At 72.9% G+C, this 18,062-nt stretch carries 18 protein-coding genes; 4 read left to right on the forward strand and 14 right to left on the reverse strand.

Translation table 11 applies throughout. From position 1 onward, the window contains the following. The first annotated feature begins 47 nt into the window (after positions 1-47). Genes HHX30_RS43625 through HHX30_RS01215 form a run of 4 tightly spaced genes read left to right on the forward strand, consistent with a single transcriptional unit; the run spans position 48 to position 1,709 of the window. Complete coding sequence (locus HHX30_RS43625) at positions 48-359, forward strand: hypothetical protein (protein ID WP_396703028.1); 312 nt, start codon at positions 48-50, stop codon at positions 357-359. Continuing rightward, positions 356-661: an SH3-like domain-containing protein gene (locus HHX30_RS43630; protein WP_396703030.1), complete on the forward strand. Its 306-nt coding sequence runs from the start codon at positions 356-358 to the stop codon at positions 659-661. The genes HHX30_RS43625 and HHX30_RS43630 overlap by 4 nt, the downstream gene beginning before the upstream one ends. Further along, positions 658-1,377 carry a thiocyanate hydrolase subunit gamma gene (gene scnC, locus HHX30_RS01210; RefSeq protein WP_169978460.1) on the forward strand — a complete coding sequence of 240 codons (720 nt, stop codon included), beginning with the start codon at positions 658-660 and terminating at the stop codon, positions 1,375-1,377. The genes HHX30_RS43630 and scnC overlap by 4 nt, the downstream gene beginning before the upstream one ends. Positions 1,378-1,403: 26 nt before the next feature. Next, a complete protein-coding gene (locus HHX30_RS01215) occupies positions 1,404-1,709 on the forward strand; it encodes an SH3-like domain-containing protein (RefSeq protein WP_169978461.1) in 306 nt (101 codons plus the stop codon). Between the two features lie 49 nt (positions 1,710-1,758). Here the strand turns inward: HHX30_RS01215 and HHX30_RS01220 are convergent, their stop codons facing one another. The 14 genes from HHX30_RS01220 to HHX30_RS01285 all read right to left on the reverse strand — a co-directional run bounded on the left by HHX30_RS01220 (position 1,759) and on the right by HHX30_RS01285 (position 18,038). Beyond that, on the reverse strand, positions 1,759-3,534 hold the full coding sequence (locus tag HHX30_RS01220; RefSeq protein WP_169978463.1) for a hypothetical protein: 1,776 nt from the start codon (positions 3,532-3,534) through the stop codon (positions 1,759-1,761). Positions 3,535-3,579: 45 nt separating this feature from the next. Beyond that, positions 3,580-4,443 (reverse strand): DivIVA domain-containing protein, encoded by an 864-nt coding sequence (locus HHX30_RS01225; protein ID WP_142568625.1) that lies wholly within the window; start codon positions 4,441-4,443, stop codon positions 3,580-3,582. Between the two features lie 49 nt (positions 4,444-4,492). After that, complete coding sequence (locus tag HHX30_RS01230; protein ID WP_030509057.1) at positions 4,493-4,780, reverse strand: YggT family protein; 288 nt, start codon at positions 4,778-4,780, stop codon at positions 4,493-4,495. A gap of 83 nt (positions 4,781-4,863) precedes the next feature. Further along, complete coding sequence (locus HHX30_RS01235; protein ID WP_169978465.1) at positions 4,864-5,391, reverse strand: cell division protein SepF; 528 nt, start codon at positions 5,389-5,391, stop codon at positions 4,864-4,866. 134 nt (positions 5,392-5,525) lie between these two features. Further along, positions 5,526-6,224 carry a YggS family pyridoxal phosphate-dependent enzyme gene (locus HHX30_RS01240; RefSeq protein WP_169978467.1) on the reverse strand — a complete coding sequence of 233 codons (699 nt, stop codon included), beginning with the start codon at positions 6,222-6,224 and terminating at the stop codon, positions 5,526-5,528. Positions 6,225-6,257: 33 nt separating this feature from the next. Next, on the reverse strand, positions 6,258-7,733 hold the full coding sequence (gene ftsZ / locus HHX30_RS01245) for a cell division protein FtsZ (protein ID WP_169978469.1): 1,476 nt from the start codon (positions 7,731-7,733) through the stop codon (positions 6,258-6,260). 247 nt (positions 7,734-7,980) lie between these two features. Beyond that, positions 7,981-8,652 carry an FtsQ-type POTRA domain-containing protein gene (locus tag HHX30_RS01250; RefSeq protein ID WP_169978471.1) on the reverse strand — a complete coding sequence of 224 codons (672 nt, stop codon included), beginning with the start codon at positions 8,650-8,652 and terminating at the stop codon, positions 7,981-7,983. A 31-nt stretch (positions 8,653-8,683) separates the two neighbouring features. After that, positions 8,684-10,108, reverse strand: coding sequence for a UDP-N-acetylmuramate--L-alanine ligase (murC, locus tag HHX30_RS01255; RefSeq protein ID WP_169978473.1), 1,425 nt, complete (start codon positions 10,106-10,108; stop codon positions 8,684-8,686). Then, positions 10,105-11,184, reverse strand: a complete 1,080-nt coding sequence (gene murG / locus HHX30_RS01260; RefSeq protein WP_169978474.1) for an undecaprenyldiphospho-muramoylpentapeptide beta-N-acetylglucosaminyltransferase — start codon at positions 11,182-11,184, stop codon at positions 10,105-10,107. The genes murC and murG overlap by 4 nt, the downstream gene beginning before the upstream one ends. Then, the gene (ftsW, locus tag HHX30_RS01265; RefSeq protein ID WP_311921971.1) at positions 11,181-12,608 is read right to left on the reverse strand and encodes a putative lipid II flippase FtsW; all 1,428 of its coding nucleotides are present in this window, start codon (positions 12,606-12,608) and stop codon (positions 11,181-11,183) included. The genes murG and ftsW overlap by 4 nt, the downstream gene beginning before the upstream one ends. Then, entirely contained in the window at positions 12,605-13,981 is a 1,377-nt protein-coding gene (gene murD, locus HHX30_RS01270) for a UDP-N-acetylmuramoyl-L-alanine--D-glutamate ligase (protein ID WP_169978476.1), read from the reverse strand. The genes ftsW and murD overlap by 4 nt, the downstream gene beginning before the upstream one ends. Beyond that, a complete protein-coding gene (gene mraY, locus HHX30_RS01275) occupies positions 13,963-15,039 on the reverse strand; it encodes a phospho-N-acetylmuramoyl-pentapeptide-transferase (RefSeq protein WP_169978478.1) in 1,077 nt (358 codons plus the stop codon). The genes murD and mraY overlap by 19 nt, the downstream gene beginning before the upstream one ends. Further along, positions 15,036-16,403 (reverse strand): UDP-N-acetylmuramoyl-tripeptide--D-alanyl-D-alanine ligase, encoded by a 1,368-nt coding sequence (murF, locus tag HHX30_RS01280; RefSeq protein WP_169978480.1) that lies wholly within the window; start codon positions 16,401-16,403, stop codon positions 15,036-15,038. Before murF ends, mraY begins: the two co-directional genes overlap by 4 nt. A 63-nt stretch (positions 16,404-16,466) precedes the next feature. After that, complete coding sequence (locus tag HHX30_RS01285) at positions 16,467-18,038, reverse strand: UDP-N-acetylmuramoyl-L-alanyl-D-glutamate--2,6-diaminopimelate ligase (protein WP_169979712.1); 1,572 nt, start codon at positions 18,036-18,038, stop codon at positions 16,467-16,469. Positions 18,039-18,062 lie beyond the last annotated feature (24 nt).

Here is an 18,062-nt window from a genome sequence, read left to right on the forward strand (position 1 = left end):
ACTCTCCCTACCACATCAGCACTGAGCTGTATGACGTTCTGCGCCATGTGCTGCACGATGTCGGCGGTCAACCCGACGTACAGGTGCCGTACGAGTCGCGGCACGAGGCCGAACGACAGTGGGAGATGGACACCTACGTCACCTGCGAGTGCCTCGCCTGGCGCGGCGTGTGGAACGCCGAGATACGGCGGCGCATGGAGAACGACCTCGGGGCCACCCAGTACTACGGGCTGCCCTACTACGCCCGGTGGATCACGACCGCCGCCCGGGTGCTCGTCGAGAAGGGAATCGTCACGACCGACGAGCTCGGAAGGAAGGTCGACGAGATTCGGACCCGGCGAAGGGAGGAGCTGTCGTGAGACGGTTCAAGGTCGGAGACCGCGTCGTCGTCCGCGACGAGACGTCGCTGTTCCACACGCGCTGCCAGGGTTACACGCGCGGACGGATCGGCACCGTGGTCGAGGACCGGCCCGCGTGGGTCATCCCCGAGGACGAGGCGTGGGGCCGCGACGAGGACGGCCGGCACGAGCCGTTCTACGTCGTGCGCTTCAGGCAGACAGAGCTCTGGCCGGACTACGCCGGCCCGGACCTCGACACCCTGGAATCGGAATTCTCGGAACGCTGGCTGGAACCGGCCGGTGAAGGAGAACGAAGCGTATGAGCACCCACAGTCATGATCCCCACGCTCCTGTCCAGGAGCCCGAGGAGATCAACGAGTTCGAGATCCTCGAGCTCGCCGTACGGGAACTGGCGATCGAGAAGGGCGTCTTCTCCGCGGAGGACCACCGCCGTTTCTCCGAATGGGCCGAAAGCCGCACCCCCATGTACGGGTCGAGGCTGGTGGCCAAGGCCTGGCTCGATCCGGCCTTCAAAGAACGCCTGCTCGCCGACGGGACGGAGACCTCCAAGGAGGTGGGGGTGGACTGGCTCGATCCGACCGGGACGGGCACGCCGAGCGACTACACCTACTTCTACGTGCTGGAGAACACCCCGCAGGTGCACAACGTGATCGTGTGCACCCTGTGCTCCTGCTATCCGAGGCCGATGCTCGGCATGTCACCCGACTGGTATCGGACCCCGAACTACCGTCGGCGCATGGTGCGCCAGCCGCGCCAGGTGCTCGCGGAGTTCGGCCTGATCCTGCCCGCCGATGTCGAGATACGCGTCCACGACTCCAACCAGAAGTCACGGTTCATGGTCATGCCGATGCGCCCGGAAGGCACCGAGGGCTGGACCGAGGAGCAGCTCGCGGCCATCGTCACCCGTGACACGATGATCGGTGTGGCTCTTCCGCAGCCGGGTTGGACGGCCGCCGAGGCACCCCCGCGGTCCGGACTCGTCTCTCCGACGGCGGGCGTCCCCGGGGGTGGCAAGTGAGCGGTGAGACACCTTACACAGTGCTCATGGAGACGCTTGAAGCCATCGGGGAGCGCCGCGACACCGACCTGCCGTCGCTGGAGCGCGTCCCTACTCCATGGGAGTCCCGGATGCAGGCGACCTGCGAGTGCCTGGCCTCGCGAGGCGCGCTGGACACCCTGGAACGCCGCCGGACCGAGGACCGGCTCGGAGAGACCGTCTATCGCCGCTTTCCGTTCCACGCGCGTTCCGCGCTGGCCGTCGCCCACGCGCTGATGGACAAGGGCGTGTTCACCGAAGGCGAGCTTCGGTCGAAGATGGCGGAACTACGCATCCGGTTCGGCGAGGACTGACCCACCGGGACGTCTTCTGGTCCGGCGGGAGCCCGGAGGTCGCCCGCGGTCAGCTCTTCCGGCAGACCGAGCAGGGGGTGAGGCCCGCCTCGCCGGCCTCGGTCAGCGTCATGATCTCGATGCCCGTGTCGTCCGTGCCGGCGATCAGCGGGCAGCCGGGGATGTGGTATCGGCGTGTGCCGACCATGACCCGCACCTGCGTGTCCCCGTCCTCGGACGGCTCCGCAGCCCCGGCGGCGCGGTCCTCGCCACCCGTCCCGGTCACGGGTGCCGAGCCGGAGGTGGAGCCGGCCGAGGCCGCGAATCCGGCGCGCCCGGATTCGCGGGTCTCTGCCGGCTCCACCGGCTCTCCGGTCCCCGCAGGCGGGGGCGTGGGGGCGTCGGCCGGGAGGGACGCCGCGTTCGCGTCCGCACCGGGGTCGCCCTGGTTCTGGGAGGTCTGGTCGTGGGAGGTCTGGTTGTCACGAGCCCGCTCGTCGTCCGCCCGGGAAGAGGGGGCCGCCTGCGGGGAGGCCGGAGCCTCATCGGGCGTCTTCTCCGCGGCCGTGTCGCCGGCGGGGCCGCCGTCCCCGGACGACGGTGCGTCCTTCGCCGCCTCGGCGGTCTTGGATCGTGCGGGGTCCCACGGCCGGGAGACCCGACCGGGGCTGAACCAGTCGTGCTCCGCGGTGTCGGTGATCGACTCGTCCGTCTCGTCGTCCGCCGGGCCCGACACCGATCCCGCCGCCGGCGGAGACCAGGCCGGTGCGGACCATGACGTGGCGGCGGTCCCCGGCGCCGGAGCATCGGCATCGGCATCGGACGGCTGCGCCCCGCCCCGGCCGAACCAGTCCACCGGTGTGTGCTCGTCGTTCTCGGCGCCGGCGTCGGCCGCGGCGGCCGTGTCGGCCTTCGGACCACCGGGCGCGTCCGCCTCGCCGGCCGTCTCTCCGGACGACTTTCGCGGCGTCTCAGGGGACTCTTCACGCGTTTCGCCGCCGGACGGCGCGTCCTCGGACCGCGCGGGCGGGACGGGCGGCTCGGGCAGGCGCGATCCCGGGACGCCGGGCTGAGGAAGCCGCGCGAAGGGCGGCTCCGGGTCAGCGGGCGTGAGACGGGTCGGTTCCCGGCCGGTCGTGCCGGTGGTCCCGGCCGCAGGCGTGGTCGTCGTGGGAGCGGCTTCGGCGCGCAGGCTCCCGTCGCGGATCGAGTCGTCGCGGATCGAACCGTCGCGCGGCGCGGCCTCCTCCGGCTCGGCCACACGGGCGGAGACTTCGGGGAGGCAGGTGGTGCAGGGGGTGAAGCCCTCCTCGCGGGCCTCCTCGTGGGTCAGCTCCTCGGTCTCTCGCCCGGCGAGCTGGCGGCAGGTGGCCAGGTGGAAGCGCTTGCGCCCGGGGATCACGAGGACGATCGCGTCGGGGGCGAGGCCGCGCCCCGAGGCGGCCGGAGGCCGCGTGATCGGTCCCGTCCGCTGGGGCGGCGGGGACGGGAAGGTCTGGGGGGGCAGTGCCCCGTGATGCGTGACCGGCGGTGCCGCCACCATGGGCGTCGCCACCGGATGCGCCGGTGCCCCGGCGAGGGCTCCGCCGTACGCCCCGCTCACGGCACCGACGTGCGCGAGCTGGGGCACGGACGAACCCGGGGGGGTGGGAGCCGTTCCCTCGGCGGCACGCCCGCCGGCCGGGAACAGCTCGTGGCGCCTCAGCAGTGCCCCGATCAGCAGGCAGACCGCCGACAGCACGCTGACGACGATCGACCACATCACGAGAGGGGGTGTCCCCAGCACGACGCCCGCGATGAGCAGGACGATTGCGGCGAGGACCAGTGCGGCACTGATGAGGATCACGGGGGGTTCTCCGAGCTATCGGGTCCTGTGGGGACCCGCCACTGCTTACCGGCGGTCGTTGTGGGGGCCGTCGGGACCGGGGAAGGCGCCGGAGTGCTGCGAGGGCTCCTGGCCGAACGGGTTGGGGGCGGCGCCCATCTGCTGGGGACCGGGGGCGACGGCGTGGGCCATGGCCGGGGCGGCGCCCACGATCGGGAAGCCTCCGCTGCCCTCACCGGCGACGTTCAGCTCGGCGAGCTGGTTCTCCAGGTAGAGCTTGAGGCGGCTGCGGTACTCGCGTTCGAAGCTGCGCAGCTCCTCGACCTTGCGCTCCAGCTCGTCGCGGGTCTGCACCAGGGTGCCCATGGCCTGACGGTGCCGCTCCTGCGCGTCGCGCTCGAGCGTCTCGGCGCGGGCGCGGGCGTCGCCGATGATCTGCTCGGCCTGACGGCGGGCCTTGCCGAGGATGTCGTCGGCCTCGCGCCGGGCGCGGGTCACGGTCTCGTCCGCCTCGCGACGGGCGTCGGCGATCGCCTGGTCGGCCGTCTGCTGGGCGAGGGCGAGCACGCGGGCCGCGGTGTCCATGTTGTCCTCGGCGGGCGGCAGGCCCATGCCGACGGGCACCGGCTCGGGACGGGCCGGCTCCGGAGGCTTGATCGGCTCCGGCTGGGGGGCCATCATCTCGGGCTTCGGCTCGGCCACCGGAGCGGGAGCCATCTGCATGGAGCCGGGCATGCCCATACCCCCGGGGACCTTGCCCCTGAGGCACTCGGCCAGCTTCGCGCGGAGCTCCTCGTTCTCCTGGATGAGACGGTCCAACTCGGCCTCGACCTCGTCGAGGAACGCGTCGACCTCCTCCTCGTCGTACCCCGGCCTCAGCCGGGTGGTACTGAACTGCTTGTTCCGCACATCGGCGGGCGTCAACGGCATTTGGGTCTCCTTGGCGCGCTTGGAGTCTGTCCGGTCGGACGGTACCCGATCAACGAAGCGCGTTCACGACTTGGATCAAGACCAAAACCACAATGAACAGCACTGTGAAGCTCAGGTCAAAGGCCACCGTACCCAACCTGAGGGGCGGAATGAAACGGCGGAGGAACTTGAGAGGCGGGTCGGTCACCGTGTAGACGACCTCCGCCAGCACCAGGACGACCCCGGTGGGCCGCCAGGCGCGGGCGAACGCCTGCACCGTATCTATGATCATTCTGCCGATCAGCAGAACCAGGAAGAGGGTCAGGGCGATGACCAAGATCTCGCTAATGATCCCCACGGTCGAGCCCCGCCTCCCCTCGGTCCAGCCGTCCTCGGGCCGCACGGGCACCGCTAAGCCGGTCACTGTTCATGTATGGAACTCTAGCTCTGGTTGAAGAAGCCGCGTTCCGCGATTCTGGCCTTGTCCTCGGCGGTCACCTCAACGTTGGCGGGGGACAACAGGAACACCTTGTTGGTAACACGTTCGATGCTGCCGTGTAGGCCAAAGACGAGACCTGCCGCGAAATCGACAAGGCGCTTGGCGTCGCTGTCGACCATTTCTGTCAGATTCATGATGACCGGCGTGCCCTCGCGGAAGTGCTCGCCGATCGTCCGCGCCTCGTTGTACGTGCGGGGATGCAGGGTGGTGATGCGCGCCAGATCGGTCGTACGGCGCTCCAGCACGGTCGTGGGGGGACGCGGAGCGGGGACGGCCGTCTCGGTGTCGTCCTCGCGCTCCAGGGGCCCGGAGTGCGTACCCGAGGGGGCGGCGAAGCCGCGCCGCGGCGACTCGTACTCCTCGTCGCCGTACTCTTCCTCAGTGCCGTACTCTGCCGCGTACCTGTCTTCGTAGCGGTCGTCCTCCACGAGACCGAGGTAGACCGCCATCTTGCGCATCGCGCCGGCCATCGCTCGTCGTCCTCCGCGTTACTGGTGCCTTCAAGGTCCCTTCGGAAGGCCAGGGCGGTAGCCGTACCCCCCTTTGAGCTCACCGCTGATCGACCTCTACCTGAGCGCGGACACCATGGTCCGCTTGGGGGACATTACCTGACGAAGAGCTTTCTGCGGCCGAGCAACGCCGTACCGACTCGCAGGTGTGTCGCGCCGTTCATCACAGCCTGAGGGATGTCTCCACTCATTCCGGCCGATATCACGTCCGCGGCGGGATGTTCCTCGCGGACGCGCTCAGCGACGGCGCGCAGCCGGGCGAACGCGGCGGCCGGGTCCTCCCCCAGCGGGGCGACCGCCATGACCCCCCGCAGGCGCAGCCCCTCGGCCTTCGCGACGAGCCCGGCGAGCGCCGGCACCTCCTCCGGTGCGGCGCCGCCCCGTCCCGCCCCCTCGCCCAGCCCTACCTGGACGAGGCAGTCGACCTCGCGCCCCGCGCGTACGGCCTCGCGACTGAGCGCGTCCACCAGCCGCGGACGGTCCACCGAGTGGATCATGTTGGCGTAGGAGACGACCGAGCGGGCCTTGTTGGACTGCAGCTGGCCGATGAAGTGCCAGGTGAGGCCGAGGCCGGCGCACTCGGCGGCCTTGGCCGCCGCCTCCTGGTCGCGGTTCTCGCCGACGTGCGACACGCCCAGCTCCGCGAGCAGCCGCACGTCGGAGGCCGGGTAGGTCTTCGTCACGGCGATAAGGGTGATCTCCGACCGCGACCGGCCCGCGGCCCGGCAGGCGTCCTCGACACGCCGCTCCACCTCGGCCAGGGCCGCGGCCAGCTCCTCGCGCCGGTCACCCACGGACCGCGCCTCCGGCCGTACGAACGTCCAGCGTCACTTGAGGAAGTCCGGCACGTCGAGCTCCTCCTCCTGCTCCTCGAACACCACCGGGCGCCGGGGACCCGGCTGCGCGGTCCTGGAGGTGATCGGGGTCGGCGGCTCGGGCGCGGGGCGCGGGATCGACAGCGGCCCGGTGACGCTCTGGTCGCGTCCGCCGTCGGCCTGCGCGTCGCGCGGGAACGGCGTGACCGCGTCGGCCTGCTGAGCCTGCTGGGCCTGCGGCGCGGACGCCGCCTGCTGGACCGGCTGGCTCACGGGCTGGGCCGGCGGCGGCGCGGAGCCGGCCGAATGCGCGTTCACCGGCAACTGGGTCGCCGGCGGCGCGGAGTTCGCGGGCTGCGCCTGCGCGGGAGCGGGCTGCGCCGTGCCCACCGTGCCCACCGTGCCGCTCACCGGCCGGACGGGCGGCTGCGCGGGCTCCGGCTTGGCCGGGGCGGGCGCGGGACGGGCCGCGGGCGCGGCCGGCGCGGGACGGGACGCCTGCTGGGGCCGCGACAGCGGCGCGGCCACCGGCGCGGCCGCTTCGGGCTCGTCGAACCCGGCTGCGATGACCGTGACCCGCACCTCGTCCCCGAGCGCGTCGTCGATGACCGTGCCGAAGATGATGTTCGCGTCGGGCGCGGCGGCGTTACTGACGAGCTGGGCCGCCTCGTTGATCTCGAACAGGCCCAGGTCGGAGCCGCCCGCGATGGACAGCAGCACGCCGTGGGCGCCGTCGATGCTCGCCTCCAGCAGCGGGCTGGAGACCGCCATCTCGGCGGCGGCGACCGACCGGTCGTCGCCCCTGGCGTGGCCGATGCCCATGAGGGCCGAGCCCGCCCCGGACATGACCGACTTCACGTCGGCGAAGTCCAGGTTGATCAGACCGGGCGTGGTGATGAGGTCGGTGATGCCCTGCACACCGGACAGCAGCACCTGGTCGGCGGCCTTGAAGGCGTCGAGCACGCTCACCTGGCGGTCGGAGATCGACAGCAGCCGGTCGTTCGGAATGACGATCAGCGTGTCGACCTCCTCGCGGAGGGTCTCGATGCCGGCCTCGGCCTGCATGGCCCGGCGCTTGCCCTCGAAGCTGAAGGGCCGGGTGACCACGCCGATCGTGAGCGCGCCGAGCGAGCGGGCGATGCTGGCCACGACCGGCGCGCCGCCGGTCCCGGTGCCGCCGCCCTCGCCCGCGGTCACGAAGACCATGTCGGCGCCCTTGATGACCTCCTCGATCTCCTCCCGGTGGTCCTCGGCGGCCTTGCGGCCCACCTCCGGGTTGGCGCCCGCGCCGAGGCCCCGCGTGAGCTCGCGCCCCACGTCGAGCTTCACGTCGGCGTCACTCATCAGCAGCGCCTGGGCGTCAGTGTTTATGGCGATGAACTCGACGCCCTTGAGTCCCTCCTCGATCATCCGGTTGACGGCGTTGACTCCGCCGCCGCCGATGCCGACGACCTTGATGACCGCGAGGTAGTTCTGCGGTGCTGCCACGACGAGGGGCCTTTCCGCTCGTTTGCGTTTCATGCGGGCAGGGCCCGCCGTCTTCTGAACTCTCACCCTCAAGTTGAGATTTAGAGTTATGTCAACCTGAGGATTGATACGGACAGTAGGGTTGCGCGTCCCCCAGGGTCAACTAACCGCGCCGCAAGGCCGTCCGGCGTGTCGCGGGCTGTCCTATTCGCACGATGCCCCGCCCTGAGGCGAATTCGGATCATGCGTTCCCGGCCCGTGAGATATCTCACCTGACCGTCACCACCTGCGGCGAGCTGACATCGTAGCTGGTACCCGGCTTGGCGAGCGCGGCGAGCAGGACACGTCCCTTCTGCGCCGAGCGCCCCGCGTCCCCCCAGACGACCGTACGGCCGTCCGTGAGTTTGAGCGTGATCGACCGGGGCGAGGGGACACGCAGCTCCCGCAGGCGCTCCAGCACGCTGACCGGCAGCGCCCGCAGCACGGTGAGCCCGGCCCTGGTGGCGGGATCGTCCGCGGCCGCCCGCTGGACGCGCAGCACCGGCAGCCGGGGCGGGGCCACGGTCACCTGCTGCAGCACGACCCCGTACCGGTCGACCACCGCGGTCGTCGGGCCCATGGGCACGGCGGCGGCGGGGACACGCTCGACAACGCTGACGCGTAGCGTCCCGGGCCAGCCGCGGTCGACCGCGGCCGACTCGACCGCCCGCATCGCCCGCAGCCGCCGTTCGACCTCGGCGAGGTCCACGGTGGCGAGCGGGGTGCCGGTGCGCACCCCCGCGGCCTGGCGCAGCTGCTCGGCGGGGATCCGGCTGTTGCCGGTGATCTCGACCTCCCGCACGCCGAGGACGGGCGAGAAGAACACGACCCACGTGGCGACGCCCACCACCCCGCCGGTCAGCAGGGTGGCGAGGGCCGAACGCCGGACGGCCCGCCTCACCGGTCCCCCACGCTCCGGCTCGCGTCCCGGATCACTGGGCGGACAGCTCCGCGACGATCCTCGGGCCGAGCTCCGTCACGTCTCCCGCGCCCATCGTGAGCACGATGTCGCCGGCCCGGGCCCGGCCGGCGACGAGCGCGGGCACGGCCTGCCGGTCGGGCGCGTACACGACCCGCTCGGCGGGAAGCGGGACCTTCCCCGCGACGAGGGCGCCGGAGACCCCGGGCTCGGGGTCCTCGCGCGCGCCGTACACGTCGAGCACGACCACCTCGTCGGCGAGGCCGAGCGCCGCGCCGAACTCGTCGGCGAAGAACCGCGTGCGCGAGTACAGGTGCGGCTGGAAGACCGCGATGACCCGGCCGTCGCCGGTCACGACGTCGCGGGCGGCGCGCAGGTCGGCGGTCAGCTCGGTCGGGTGGTGGGCGTAGCTGTCGTAGACCGTCACGCCCCCGGCCTCGCCCTTCGACTCGAACCGCCGCTTGGCCCCGCCGAAGGCGGCCAGGCCCTCCTTGACGTCGTCGAAGCGCAGGCCGAGGTGGAGGGCCACGGCGATCACCGCGGTGGCGTTGAGCGCGTTGTGCCGGCCGGGCACGGCGAGGCGCACCTCGCCGCGTCCCGGTCCCCCGGGCGCGGCGGGGCCGAGCTCCACGGCGAACTCCACGCCGAGGCCGCGCGGCACCACGTCGGTCGTACGCAGGTCGGCGCCCCCGCTCTCGCCGTACGTCACGACGGTGAGGCCGCGCTCGCGCGCGATCGGCACGAGGGCCGCGGCGCCCGGGTCGTCGGCGCAGACCACGAGCAGCGACCCGATCCGCTCGACGAAGCGGGCGAAGCTGTCATGGACGGCCTGGGGGTCGCCGTAGTTGTCGAGATGGTCGGCCTCGACGTTGGTCACCACGGCGATGCCCGGCGCGAGCATGAGGAACGAGCCGTCGCTCTCGTCGGCCTCCGCCACGAACACCTCGCCCGCGCCGTCGTCGGCGCCGAGCCCGGTCGTCACGAGCTGCCCGCCGACGCAGTACGACGGGTCCTCACCGCACTTCTGCAACGCCACCGTCAGCATCGAGGTGGTCGTGGTCTTGCCGTGCGTGCCGGCGACGGCGATGCCGGTGCGGCCGGTCATGACCGACGCCAGCGCGGCGGCGCGCGGGATCACCCGCAGGTCCTGCCGCAGCGCCTCCCCCAGCTCGGGGTTGGAGTCGCGGATCGCGGTGGACACCACGACCGTGTCCACGTTCTTGATGTGGGAGGCGGCGTGGCCGACGTGGATGACCGCGCCCAGCTCGCGCAGCTCGGTCAGCAGCTCCGAGGGCCGCGCGTCGCTGCCCGACACCGGCACGCCCCGCTTGAGCAGGATCCGGGCGATGCCCGACATCCCGGCGCCGCCGATGCCGATGAAGTGCACCCGCCCCAGGGCGGCCGCGGGAACGGGATCCACGAGCTTGACGAGACTCATCGGTGAGCGATCTCCAGCACCTTGCGGGCGAGCGCCGTGTCCGCGTCCTTGCGGCCCATCCGCGACGCGGCCTCGGACATCGCGACCACGCGCTCGGGGTCGTTCAGGATCGGCAGCAGCGTCTGGACGATCCAGGCGGCCGACAGGCTCGCGTCGTCGACCAGCAGGCCGCCCCCGCCCCGCACGATCGGCTCGGCGTTGAGGCGCTGCTCGCCGTTGCCGTGCGGAAGCGGCACGAACGCCGCGGGCAGCCCCACCGCGGTGAGCTCGGCGCAGGTCATGGCGCCCGCGCGGGACAGCACGAGGTCGGCGGCGGCGTAGGCGAGGTCCATCCGGTCGACGTACGGCAGGATCACGTACTGCGGGTCACCCGGCGGGGGCTCCACCTCGACGGTGTTCTTGGGTCCGATCACGTGCAGCACCTGGACGCCGGCCGCCCGCAGGTAGGGCGCGGCCTCCAGCGCCGCCTGGTTGATGGAGCGGGCGCCCTGCGAGCCGCCGAACACCAGCAGCGTCACCCGGTCGGACTCCAGCCCGAAGTACGACCGCGCCTTGTCGCCCATCGACAGCCGGTCCATCATGCTGATCTCGCGGCGCAGCGGGATGCCGATGTACTCGGCGTTCGGGAGCGCGGCCTCCGGGTGGCCGGTGAAGACGTGCTCGGTGAGGCGGGCTCCGAGCCGGTTGGCCAGGCCGGGCCGGGGGTTGGCCTCGTGGACCACGATCGGCACCCCGCGCCGCCGGGCGCCGAGGTAGCCGGGCGTGGCGACGTACCCGCCGAAGCCGACCAGGACGTCCGCCCCGACCCTGTCGAGGATGCCCGCGGCGCTGCCGATGGCCCCGGCCAGGCGGCCGGGCACGGTGAGGAGCTGGGGGCTGAGCGAGCGGGGCAGCGGCACCGCGGGCACGAGTTCGAGCTCGTAGCCCCGGGCGGGCACCAGGCGGGTCTCCAGGCCGCGCTCGGTGCCGAGGCAGGTGATGCCGATCCTCGGGTCGAGCCGGCGAAGCGCGTCGGCCAGCGCGAGCGCCGGCTCGATATGGCCGGCCGTCCCGCCGCCGGCGAGGACCACCCTCATGTCACTCCCTGTTCTCGCGGATGTTCTCGCGTCCGTTCCCGCGTCGTTCCGTTTCGTGCCGTCCGCGGCCGTGCCTTCTGTGCCGCCTGCTGCCGGGCCGGTGCCCGCGAGGCCGCGGGCCGCCTGGCGCGGCCGTTCAGGCCAAGCCAGCTTAGAGCCCGCGCGGCCGGTCCCGGGCCACGGGCGGCCAGCGCCTCGGCCGCTCCGGGCTCCTGCTTCGCGAACGACAGCAGCATGCCGAGCGCCGCGAGCGTCGGCAGCAGCGCCGATCCGCCGTACGACACCAGGGGCAACGGGATGCCGGTGACCGGGAAGACCCCGATGACCGCGCCGATGTTGACCACGGCCTGCCCGGCGATCCAGGCGGTGACGGCGGCGGCCGACAGCCGGACGAAGGGGTCCTTCGTCCGCATGGCGATGCGCAGCCCGGCGTAGCCGAGCAGGCCGAACAGCGCGACCACCACGAGCGTCCCCATCAGCCCGAGCTCCTCGCCCAGGATGGAGAAGATGAAGTCGCTCTCCGCGTGCGGGACGTAGTTCCACTTCTGCCGGCCGGCACCGAGCCCGAGGCCGAACCAGCCGCCCGAGCCGATCGCCATCAGCCCCTGGGCGGACTGGAACCCTTCGTCCTGCGCGGTCTCCCACACGTGCATGAAACCGGTGAGACGGCCGAGCCGGTACGGCTCGACGATGATCATAGTGGCGGTCGCCAGCACGAGCAGCGCGAGGATCCCGCCGAACAGCCGCACCGGCGCGCCGACCACCCACAGCAGCGCCAGGAAGATCATCATGAGCACCAGCGTCGTGCCGAGGTCGCGCCCCAGCATGACCAGGACGGCCAGCAGGGCGACGCCCGGCATCAGCGGGATCAGCAGCTGGCGCCACTCGATGCGCCCGCCGCGCGCCCGCGTCGCGAGCAGGTCGGCCCCCCACAGCACCAGGGCCAGCTTCGCCGGCTCCGACGGCTGGACCGAGAACGGGCCGATCACGATCCACCGCTGGGCGCCCAGCAGCTCCTGGCCGAGGAAGATGACCATCAGCAGGCCGAGGATCGACAGGCCCATCAGCGGATAGCCGGCCAGGCGGAAGAAGCGCTGCGGCAGCCGGGAGCAGACCCACATCAGGGGGAGCCCGATCGCCACGGACGTGACCTGCTTGAGGAACCAGTAGAAGGGGTCGCCGGTCCGCTGGAGCGCCTCGATGCTCGACGCCGACAGCACCATCATCAGCCCGAGCGCCAGCAGCAGCGCGCTGCAGCCGAGCACGAGATGGTAGGACGTCAGCGGGCGGCCGAGCAGCTCGCGCAGCGCGGCGAGCTGGGCGGCGGCCCAGCCGATGGGCTCGGGCCCCTGACGCTCGGGCTCCCGGCGATCGGTCTTCCGCGCGGGCGCGGCGCCGGCGGGGCCGGGCGCGGGGCCCGTCACCGGTCCGCCAGCCGCTGCACGGCTCGGGCGAAGGCCTCCCCACGCGCTCCGTACCCGGCGAACATGTCCAGCGAGGCCCCGGCGGGGGCGAGCAGCACGGTGTCGCCCGGGGTGGCGAGCCGGGCGGCTTCGGCGACGACGCGGTCCATGACCCCAGTGTCTTGCCCCGGCACGTCCACGACGGGGACATTCGCGGCGTGTCGCGCCAATGCCTCGCGGATCACGTCCCGGTCGGCCCCCAGCAGCACCGCCCCGCGCAGCCGGGGCGCGGCCTGCCGTACGAGCTCGTCGACGTCGGCGCCCTTGAGCTGCCCGCCCGCGATCCACACGACCGACTCGTAGGCGGCCAGCGACGCGGCGGCCGCGTGCGGGTTGGTGGCCTTGGAATCGTCCACGTAGTCGACCTCGCCGACCCGGGCGACGTGCGCGATCCGGTGCGGGTCGGGGGTGAACTCCCGCAGGCCGCGGCGTACGGCCTCGGGCGGCACGCCGTACGCGCGGGCCAGGGCGGCCGCGGCGAGCGCGTTGGCGACGTTGTGCGGGGCGAACGGCCGCACGTCGGCGAGGCAGGCCAGCTCCTCCGCCGAGGTCGCCGGGTCGGCCACGAAGGCCCGGTCGACGAGCAGGTCCTCCACGACTCCCAGCTGCCCGGGCCTGGGCACGGCGAGCGTGAAGCCCACCCGCGAGGCGTACGGCTCGGCCAGGCGGGACGACCACGGGTCGTCGGCGTTGTAGACCACGGTCCCGGCGTGAGCGAAGACGCGGGCCTTGGCCGCGGCGTACTCCTCCATCGAGCCGTGCCAGTCGATGTGGTCCGGCGCGACGTTGAGCACGGCCGCCGCGAGCGGGGCCGGGGTCGAGGACCAGTGGAGCTGGAAACTCGACAGCTCCACGGCAAGCACGTCGTACGGCCCGTCCACGGCCTCCACGATGGGGACGCCCACGTTGCCCACGGCCAGGGCCTTGTGCCCGGCGGCGGACAGCATGGAGGCGAGCATGCGGACGGCGGTGGTCTTGCCGTTGGTGCCGGTCAGCGCGAGCCAGGGGGCGGCCGGCTCCTCCCGCAGCCGCCAGGCCAGCTCGACCTCCCCGATGACCTCGACGCCCGCGTCCGCCGCGGCGACGAGCAGCGGGGTGGCGGGCCGCCAGCCCGGCGAGGTGACCAGGAGCGAGGCGCCGGCGGGCAGGGCGGGCTCGCCGAAGCGCACCTCCACGCCCAGCTCGGCGAGCTCGGCGGCCGTCGCGCGCTGCCGCTCGCCGTCCGCGGCCTCCAGGACGGTCACACGCTCGCCGCGGGCGGCCAGGGCCCGCGCCGCGGCGGCGCCCGACACGCCGAGGCCGGCGACGACGACGTTCACTGTTTCGGCATCCATTCGAGGTAGAACAGTCCGAGACCGGCGGCGACGCACAACGCGGCGATCAGCCAGAAGCGCACCACGATCGTCGTCTCGGCCCAGCCCGACAGCTCGAAGTGGTGCTGGAGGGGCGCCATCCGGAAGACCCGTCTGCGGGTCAGTTTGAAGGACCCGACCTGGATGATCACCGACATCGTGATGATCGCGAACAGGCCGCCCAGGATGACGAGCAGGAGCTGGGTCCGGGTGGTGAAGGCCAGGCCGGCGATCACGCCGCCGAGGGCCAGCGATCCGGTGTCACCCATGAAGATCTTGGCGGGCGGGGCGTTCCACCACAGGAAGCCCAGACAGGCGCCGAGCACCGCCGCCGCGACCACCGCCAGGTCGAGCGGATCTCGCACCCAGTAGCAGTTGGGGCCGAAGCCGACCGTCGTGCAGCTGTTGCGCAGCTGCCAGTTGCCGATCAGCACGTACGCCGCGAGGACCAGGCAGGTGGCGCCGGAGGCCAGGCCGTCGAGGCCGTCGGTCAGGTTCACCGCGTTCGAGAAGCCCACGATGAAGAACACGACCCAGATCATGAAGCCGATCAGGCCGATCGACGGCCCGATGTCCCGCAGGAACGACACCCGCGTCTCCGCGGGGGTCACGGCGTAGGCGTTGGGGAACCGCAGGACGAGCACCGCGAAGATCGCGCCGATGACGAGCTGCCCGGCCGCCTTGGCGCCGCTGCGCAGCCCGAGGCTCCGCTGCTTGTAGATCTTGATGAAGTCGTCGAGGAAGCCGACCGCGCCGAGGCCCGTCATCAGGAACAGCACCAGCAGCCCCGAGGCCGTCGGGGGGTCGCCGACCTCCGAGAAGACGGTCACGCCGTGGGCGACGAAGTAGCCGATCAGCGACGCGATGACGATCACCGTGCCGCCCATCGTCGGGGTGCCCTTCTTGTCGTAGTGCCCCGACGGCCCCTCCTCACGGATGTTCTGGCCGTAGCCCCTGCGGGCGAACAGCCGGATGGCCAGCGGCGTGCCGACCATGGACAGAATCAGCGAGATCGCCCCCGCGATGAGGATGTTCCTCACCGGGCGTCACCTCCGAGGATCGCCTCGGCGACCCGCTCGAGCCCGGCCGCACGCGGCCCCTTCACCAGCACCACGTCGCCCGGCGCGAGCCGGTCCGACAGCTCCCTGGCCGCCGTCGCGACGTCGGGCGCGTAGATCGCGGCGGGAGCGCCGGCGAGCACGGGCTCGGCGTCCTCCCCCACGACGACCAGCGCCTCCAGCCCCACGCCGGCGGCCAGCCGCCCGAACTCCTCGTTCAGCGCCGGAGCGTGCTCGCCCAGCTCGCGCATCGCGGCGATCACCGCGAACCGCCGCCGCCCCTCGCCGATGACCGCGAGGCTGCCGATGGCGGCCCGCACGGAGTCGGGGCTGGCGTTGTAGGCGTCGTTGATCACGGTCACGCCGTCGGGCCGCTCGGTGACCTCCATGCGCCACCGGCTGCGCGGCTCTGCCGCCGACAGCTCCTCGGCGATGTCCGCCACCGGCAGCCCCAGCTCGTGGGCGGCCGCCGCCGCGGCGAGGGCGTTGGCCACGAGGTGCGCGCCGTGCAGGCGCAACCGGACCGGCGCCGTGCCGGACGGCGTGCGCAGCGTGAACGAGGCGCGGCCGGTCGCGTCCAGCGTCTCGTCCTCCGCCCGCACATGCGCCTCGGGCGAGCGCCCGAAGTAGGTCACCCGCGCGCGCGTACGGCCGGCCATCGCGCGCACCAGCGGGTCGTCGGCGTTGAGCACGGCGACCCCGTCGGCGGGCAGCGCCTCGACCAGTTCGCCCTTGGCCCGGGCGATCGCCTCCTTGCCGCCGAACACGCCGAGGTGCGCGTCGCCGACGTTGAGCACCACCCCGATGCGGGGCGGGGCGATCCTCGCCAGGTAGGCGATGTGACCGATGTTGCGGGCGCTCAGCTCCAGGACCAGGAACCGGGTGGCCTCATCGGCCTTCAGCACGGTCAGCGGGTGGCCGATCTCGTTGTTGAACGAGCCGACGGGGGCGATGGTGGGGCCGAGCCGGGCGGTGAGGCCGGCCAGCAGGTCCTTGGTCGTGGTCTTGCCGGCGGATCCGGTCACACCGACCACGGTCGCGGCCGGCAGCTCCGACACCACGGCCGTGGCCAGCGAGGCCAGGGCCGCGAGCGGGTCGTCGACGATCACGGCCGGCGCCTCGACGGGCCGGGTGGCGAGGACGGCGACGGCGCCGGCGTCGTGGGCCTGCCGGGCGAAGTCGTGCCCGTCGGCCCGCTCGCCCTTGATCGCCACGAACAGCGAGCCCGGTCCGGCCGCCCGCGAGTCGATCACGACGGGTCCCCGGACGACGGCCGAGGGGTCGGCCGCCGCGTTCAGCGTTCCGGACGTGATCTCGGCGACCCGGGCCAGCGGCAACGGGATCATGGTGTCTTTCCTGCTCTCTTTCGCGTCGCTAAATCGGCCGCCAGGGCACGGCCCGGCATCGGCTCACGCATCGGCGGCCTCCCGCGCCGCCCGCCGTGCCAGGCTCCGTTCCGCGATGGCCGCGGCGGCCACCTCGCGGTCGTCGAAGGGGACGACCCGGCCCCCGGCATACTGCCCCTGCTCGTGTCCCTTGCCGGCCACAACTACCACATCTCCGGGCGCGGCACCGCAGATCGCCAGGCGGATGGCGGCCGCCCGGTCCGGCTCCACGACCACGTGGCCCCGCTCCTCGATGGGTACCCGCAGCGCGCCCTCCAGCATCGCGGCGAGGATCGCGAGCGGGTCCTCCGTACGTGGGTTGTCGCTGGTGAACACGGCCAGGTCGGCGAGGCGGACGGCGGCCTCGCCCATCATCGGGCGCTTGCCGCGGTCGCGGTCGCCGCCGCAGCCCAGCACGATCACCAGGCGGCCTCCGGGCCCATCGCCGAGCACCGCGCGCAGCGAGCGCAGGACCGACTCCACCGCGCCCGGCTTGTGCGCGTAGTCGACGATCACCTGCACGTCGTCCGCGCCCGGCACCCGCTCCATCCGGCCCGGCACGCCCGCGAAGTCACGGACGCCGGTCACCGCGGCCTGCAGCGGGACCCCCGCCTCGACCAGGGCCACCAGCGCGCCGAGGGTGTTGGCCACGTTGAACGGGCCGGGCAGGGCCACCGACACCTCGGCCTCGACCCCCCCGGGACCGACCAGGCGGAACCGGCTGCCCGCGGGGCCGAGGCGCACGTCCTCGGCGCGCCAGTCGGCCTCCGGCGCCCCGGTGGCGGAGAACGTGGTGATCGGGATCTTGGCCGTGGCGGCCAGCTCGCGTCCGTGGGCGTCGTCGATGTTCACCACGCCCGCCCGGCTGAACTCCGGGGTGAACAGACGGGCCTTGGCCGCGAAGTAGTCGTCCAGGTCCCGGTGGAAGTCCAGGTGGTCCTGCGACAGGTTGGTGAAGATCGACACGTCGTAGAAGAGGCCGTCGACCCGGCCGAGGGCCAGGGCGTGGCTGGAGACCTCCATGGCCGCGGCGCCCACGCCCCGCTCGCGCATCAGCGCGAACAGCCCCTGCAGGTCGGTCGCCTCGGGGGTGGTGAGCTCGGGGGTGAAACGCACGTCGCCGGCGCGGATCTCCACACCGCCGACCAGGCCGGTGCGGTGGCCCGCCGCCCGCAGTCCCGCCTCCAGCAGGAACGTGCTGGTGGATTTGCCGCTGGTGCCCGTGACGCCGATGAGCGTGATGCCGGCCGCCGGCCTGCCGTACACCCAGGCGGCGACCTGCCCCAGCACCGCCCTCGGGTCGGGCACGACGAGCACCGGCAGCCCGGTGGCGGCGGCACGGTCGCGGCCGTCGGGGTCGGTCAGGATCGCCGTCGCGCCCGCCGCCAGCGCGTCTCCGGCGAACTCCGCGCCGTGCCGGGCGTTGCCCGGCGCGGCCACGTAGAGGTCGCCGCGCCGCACCCGGCGCGAGTCGAGGGTGATGCCGGTGACCGTGCCGCGGACCGCACGCGCGCCGGGCGACGGGACGGCCGACGACGTGCCGAGCAGGGACGCCAGCGCGGACAGCGGGCGGGCCTGGACGGTCTCGGGACGCATGGACGACGGGGAACGCACGGCGAG

Source organism: Microbispora sp. H10836, assembly GCF_012999525.1.
Taxonomy (GTDB): Bacteria; Actinomycetota; Actinomycetes; order Streptosporangiales; family Streptosporangiaceae; genus Microbispora.

Coding starts and splice junctions, on each gene's coding strand:
- scnC (WP_169978460.1), top strand. CDS start 658: ATGAGCACCCACAGTCATGATCCCCACGCTCCTGTCCAGGAGCCCGAG.
- HHX30_RS01215 (WP_169978461.1), top strand. CDS start 1,404: ATGGAGACGCTTGAAGCCATCGGGGAGCGCCGCGACACCGACCTGCCG.
- HHX30_RS01225 (WP_142568625.1), bottom strand. CDS start 4,443: ATGCCGTTGACGCCCGCCGATGTGCGGAACAAGCAGTTCAGTACCACC.
- HHX30_RS01235 (WP_169978465.1), bottom strand. CDS start 5,391: ATGGCCGGCGCGATGCGCAAGATGGCGGTCTACCTCGGTCTCGTGGAG.
- murC (WP_169978473.1), bottom strand. CDS start 10,108: ATGAGTCTCGTCAAGCTCGTGGATCCCGTTCCCGCGGCCGCCCTGGGG.
- murG (WP_169978474.1), bottom strand. CDS start 11,184: ATGAGGGTGGTCCTCGCCGGCGGCGGGACGGCCGGCCATATCGAGCCG.
- murD (WP_169978476.1), bottom strand. CDS start 13,981: ATGGATGCCGAAACAGTGAACGTCGTCGTCGCCGGCCTCGGCGTGTCG.
- murF (WP_169978480.1), bottom strand. CDS start 16,403: ATGATCCCGTTGCCGCTGGCCCGGGTCGCCGAGATCACGTCCGGAACG.
- HHX30_RS01285 (WP_169979712.1), bottom strand. CDS start 18,038: ATGCGTCCCGAGACCGTCCAGGCCCGCCCGCTGTCCGCGCTGGCGTCC.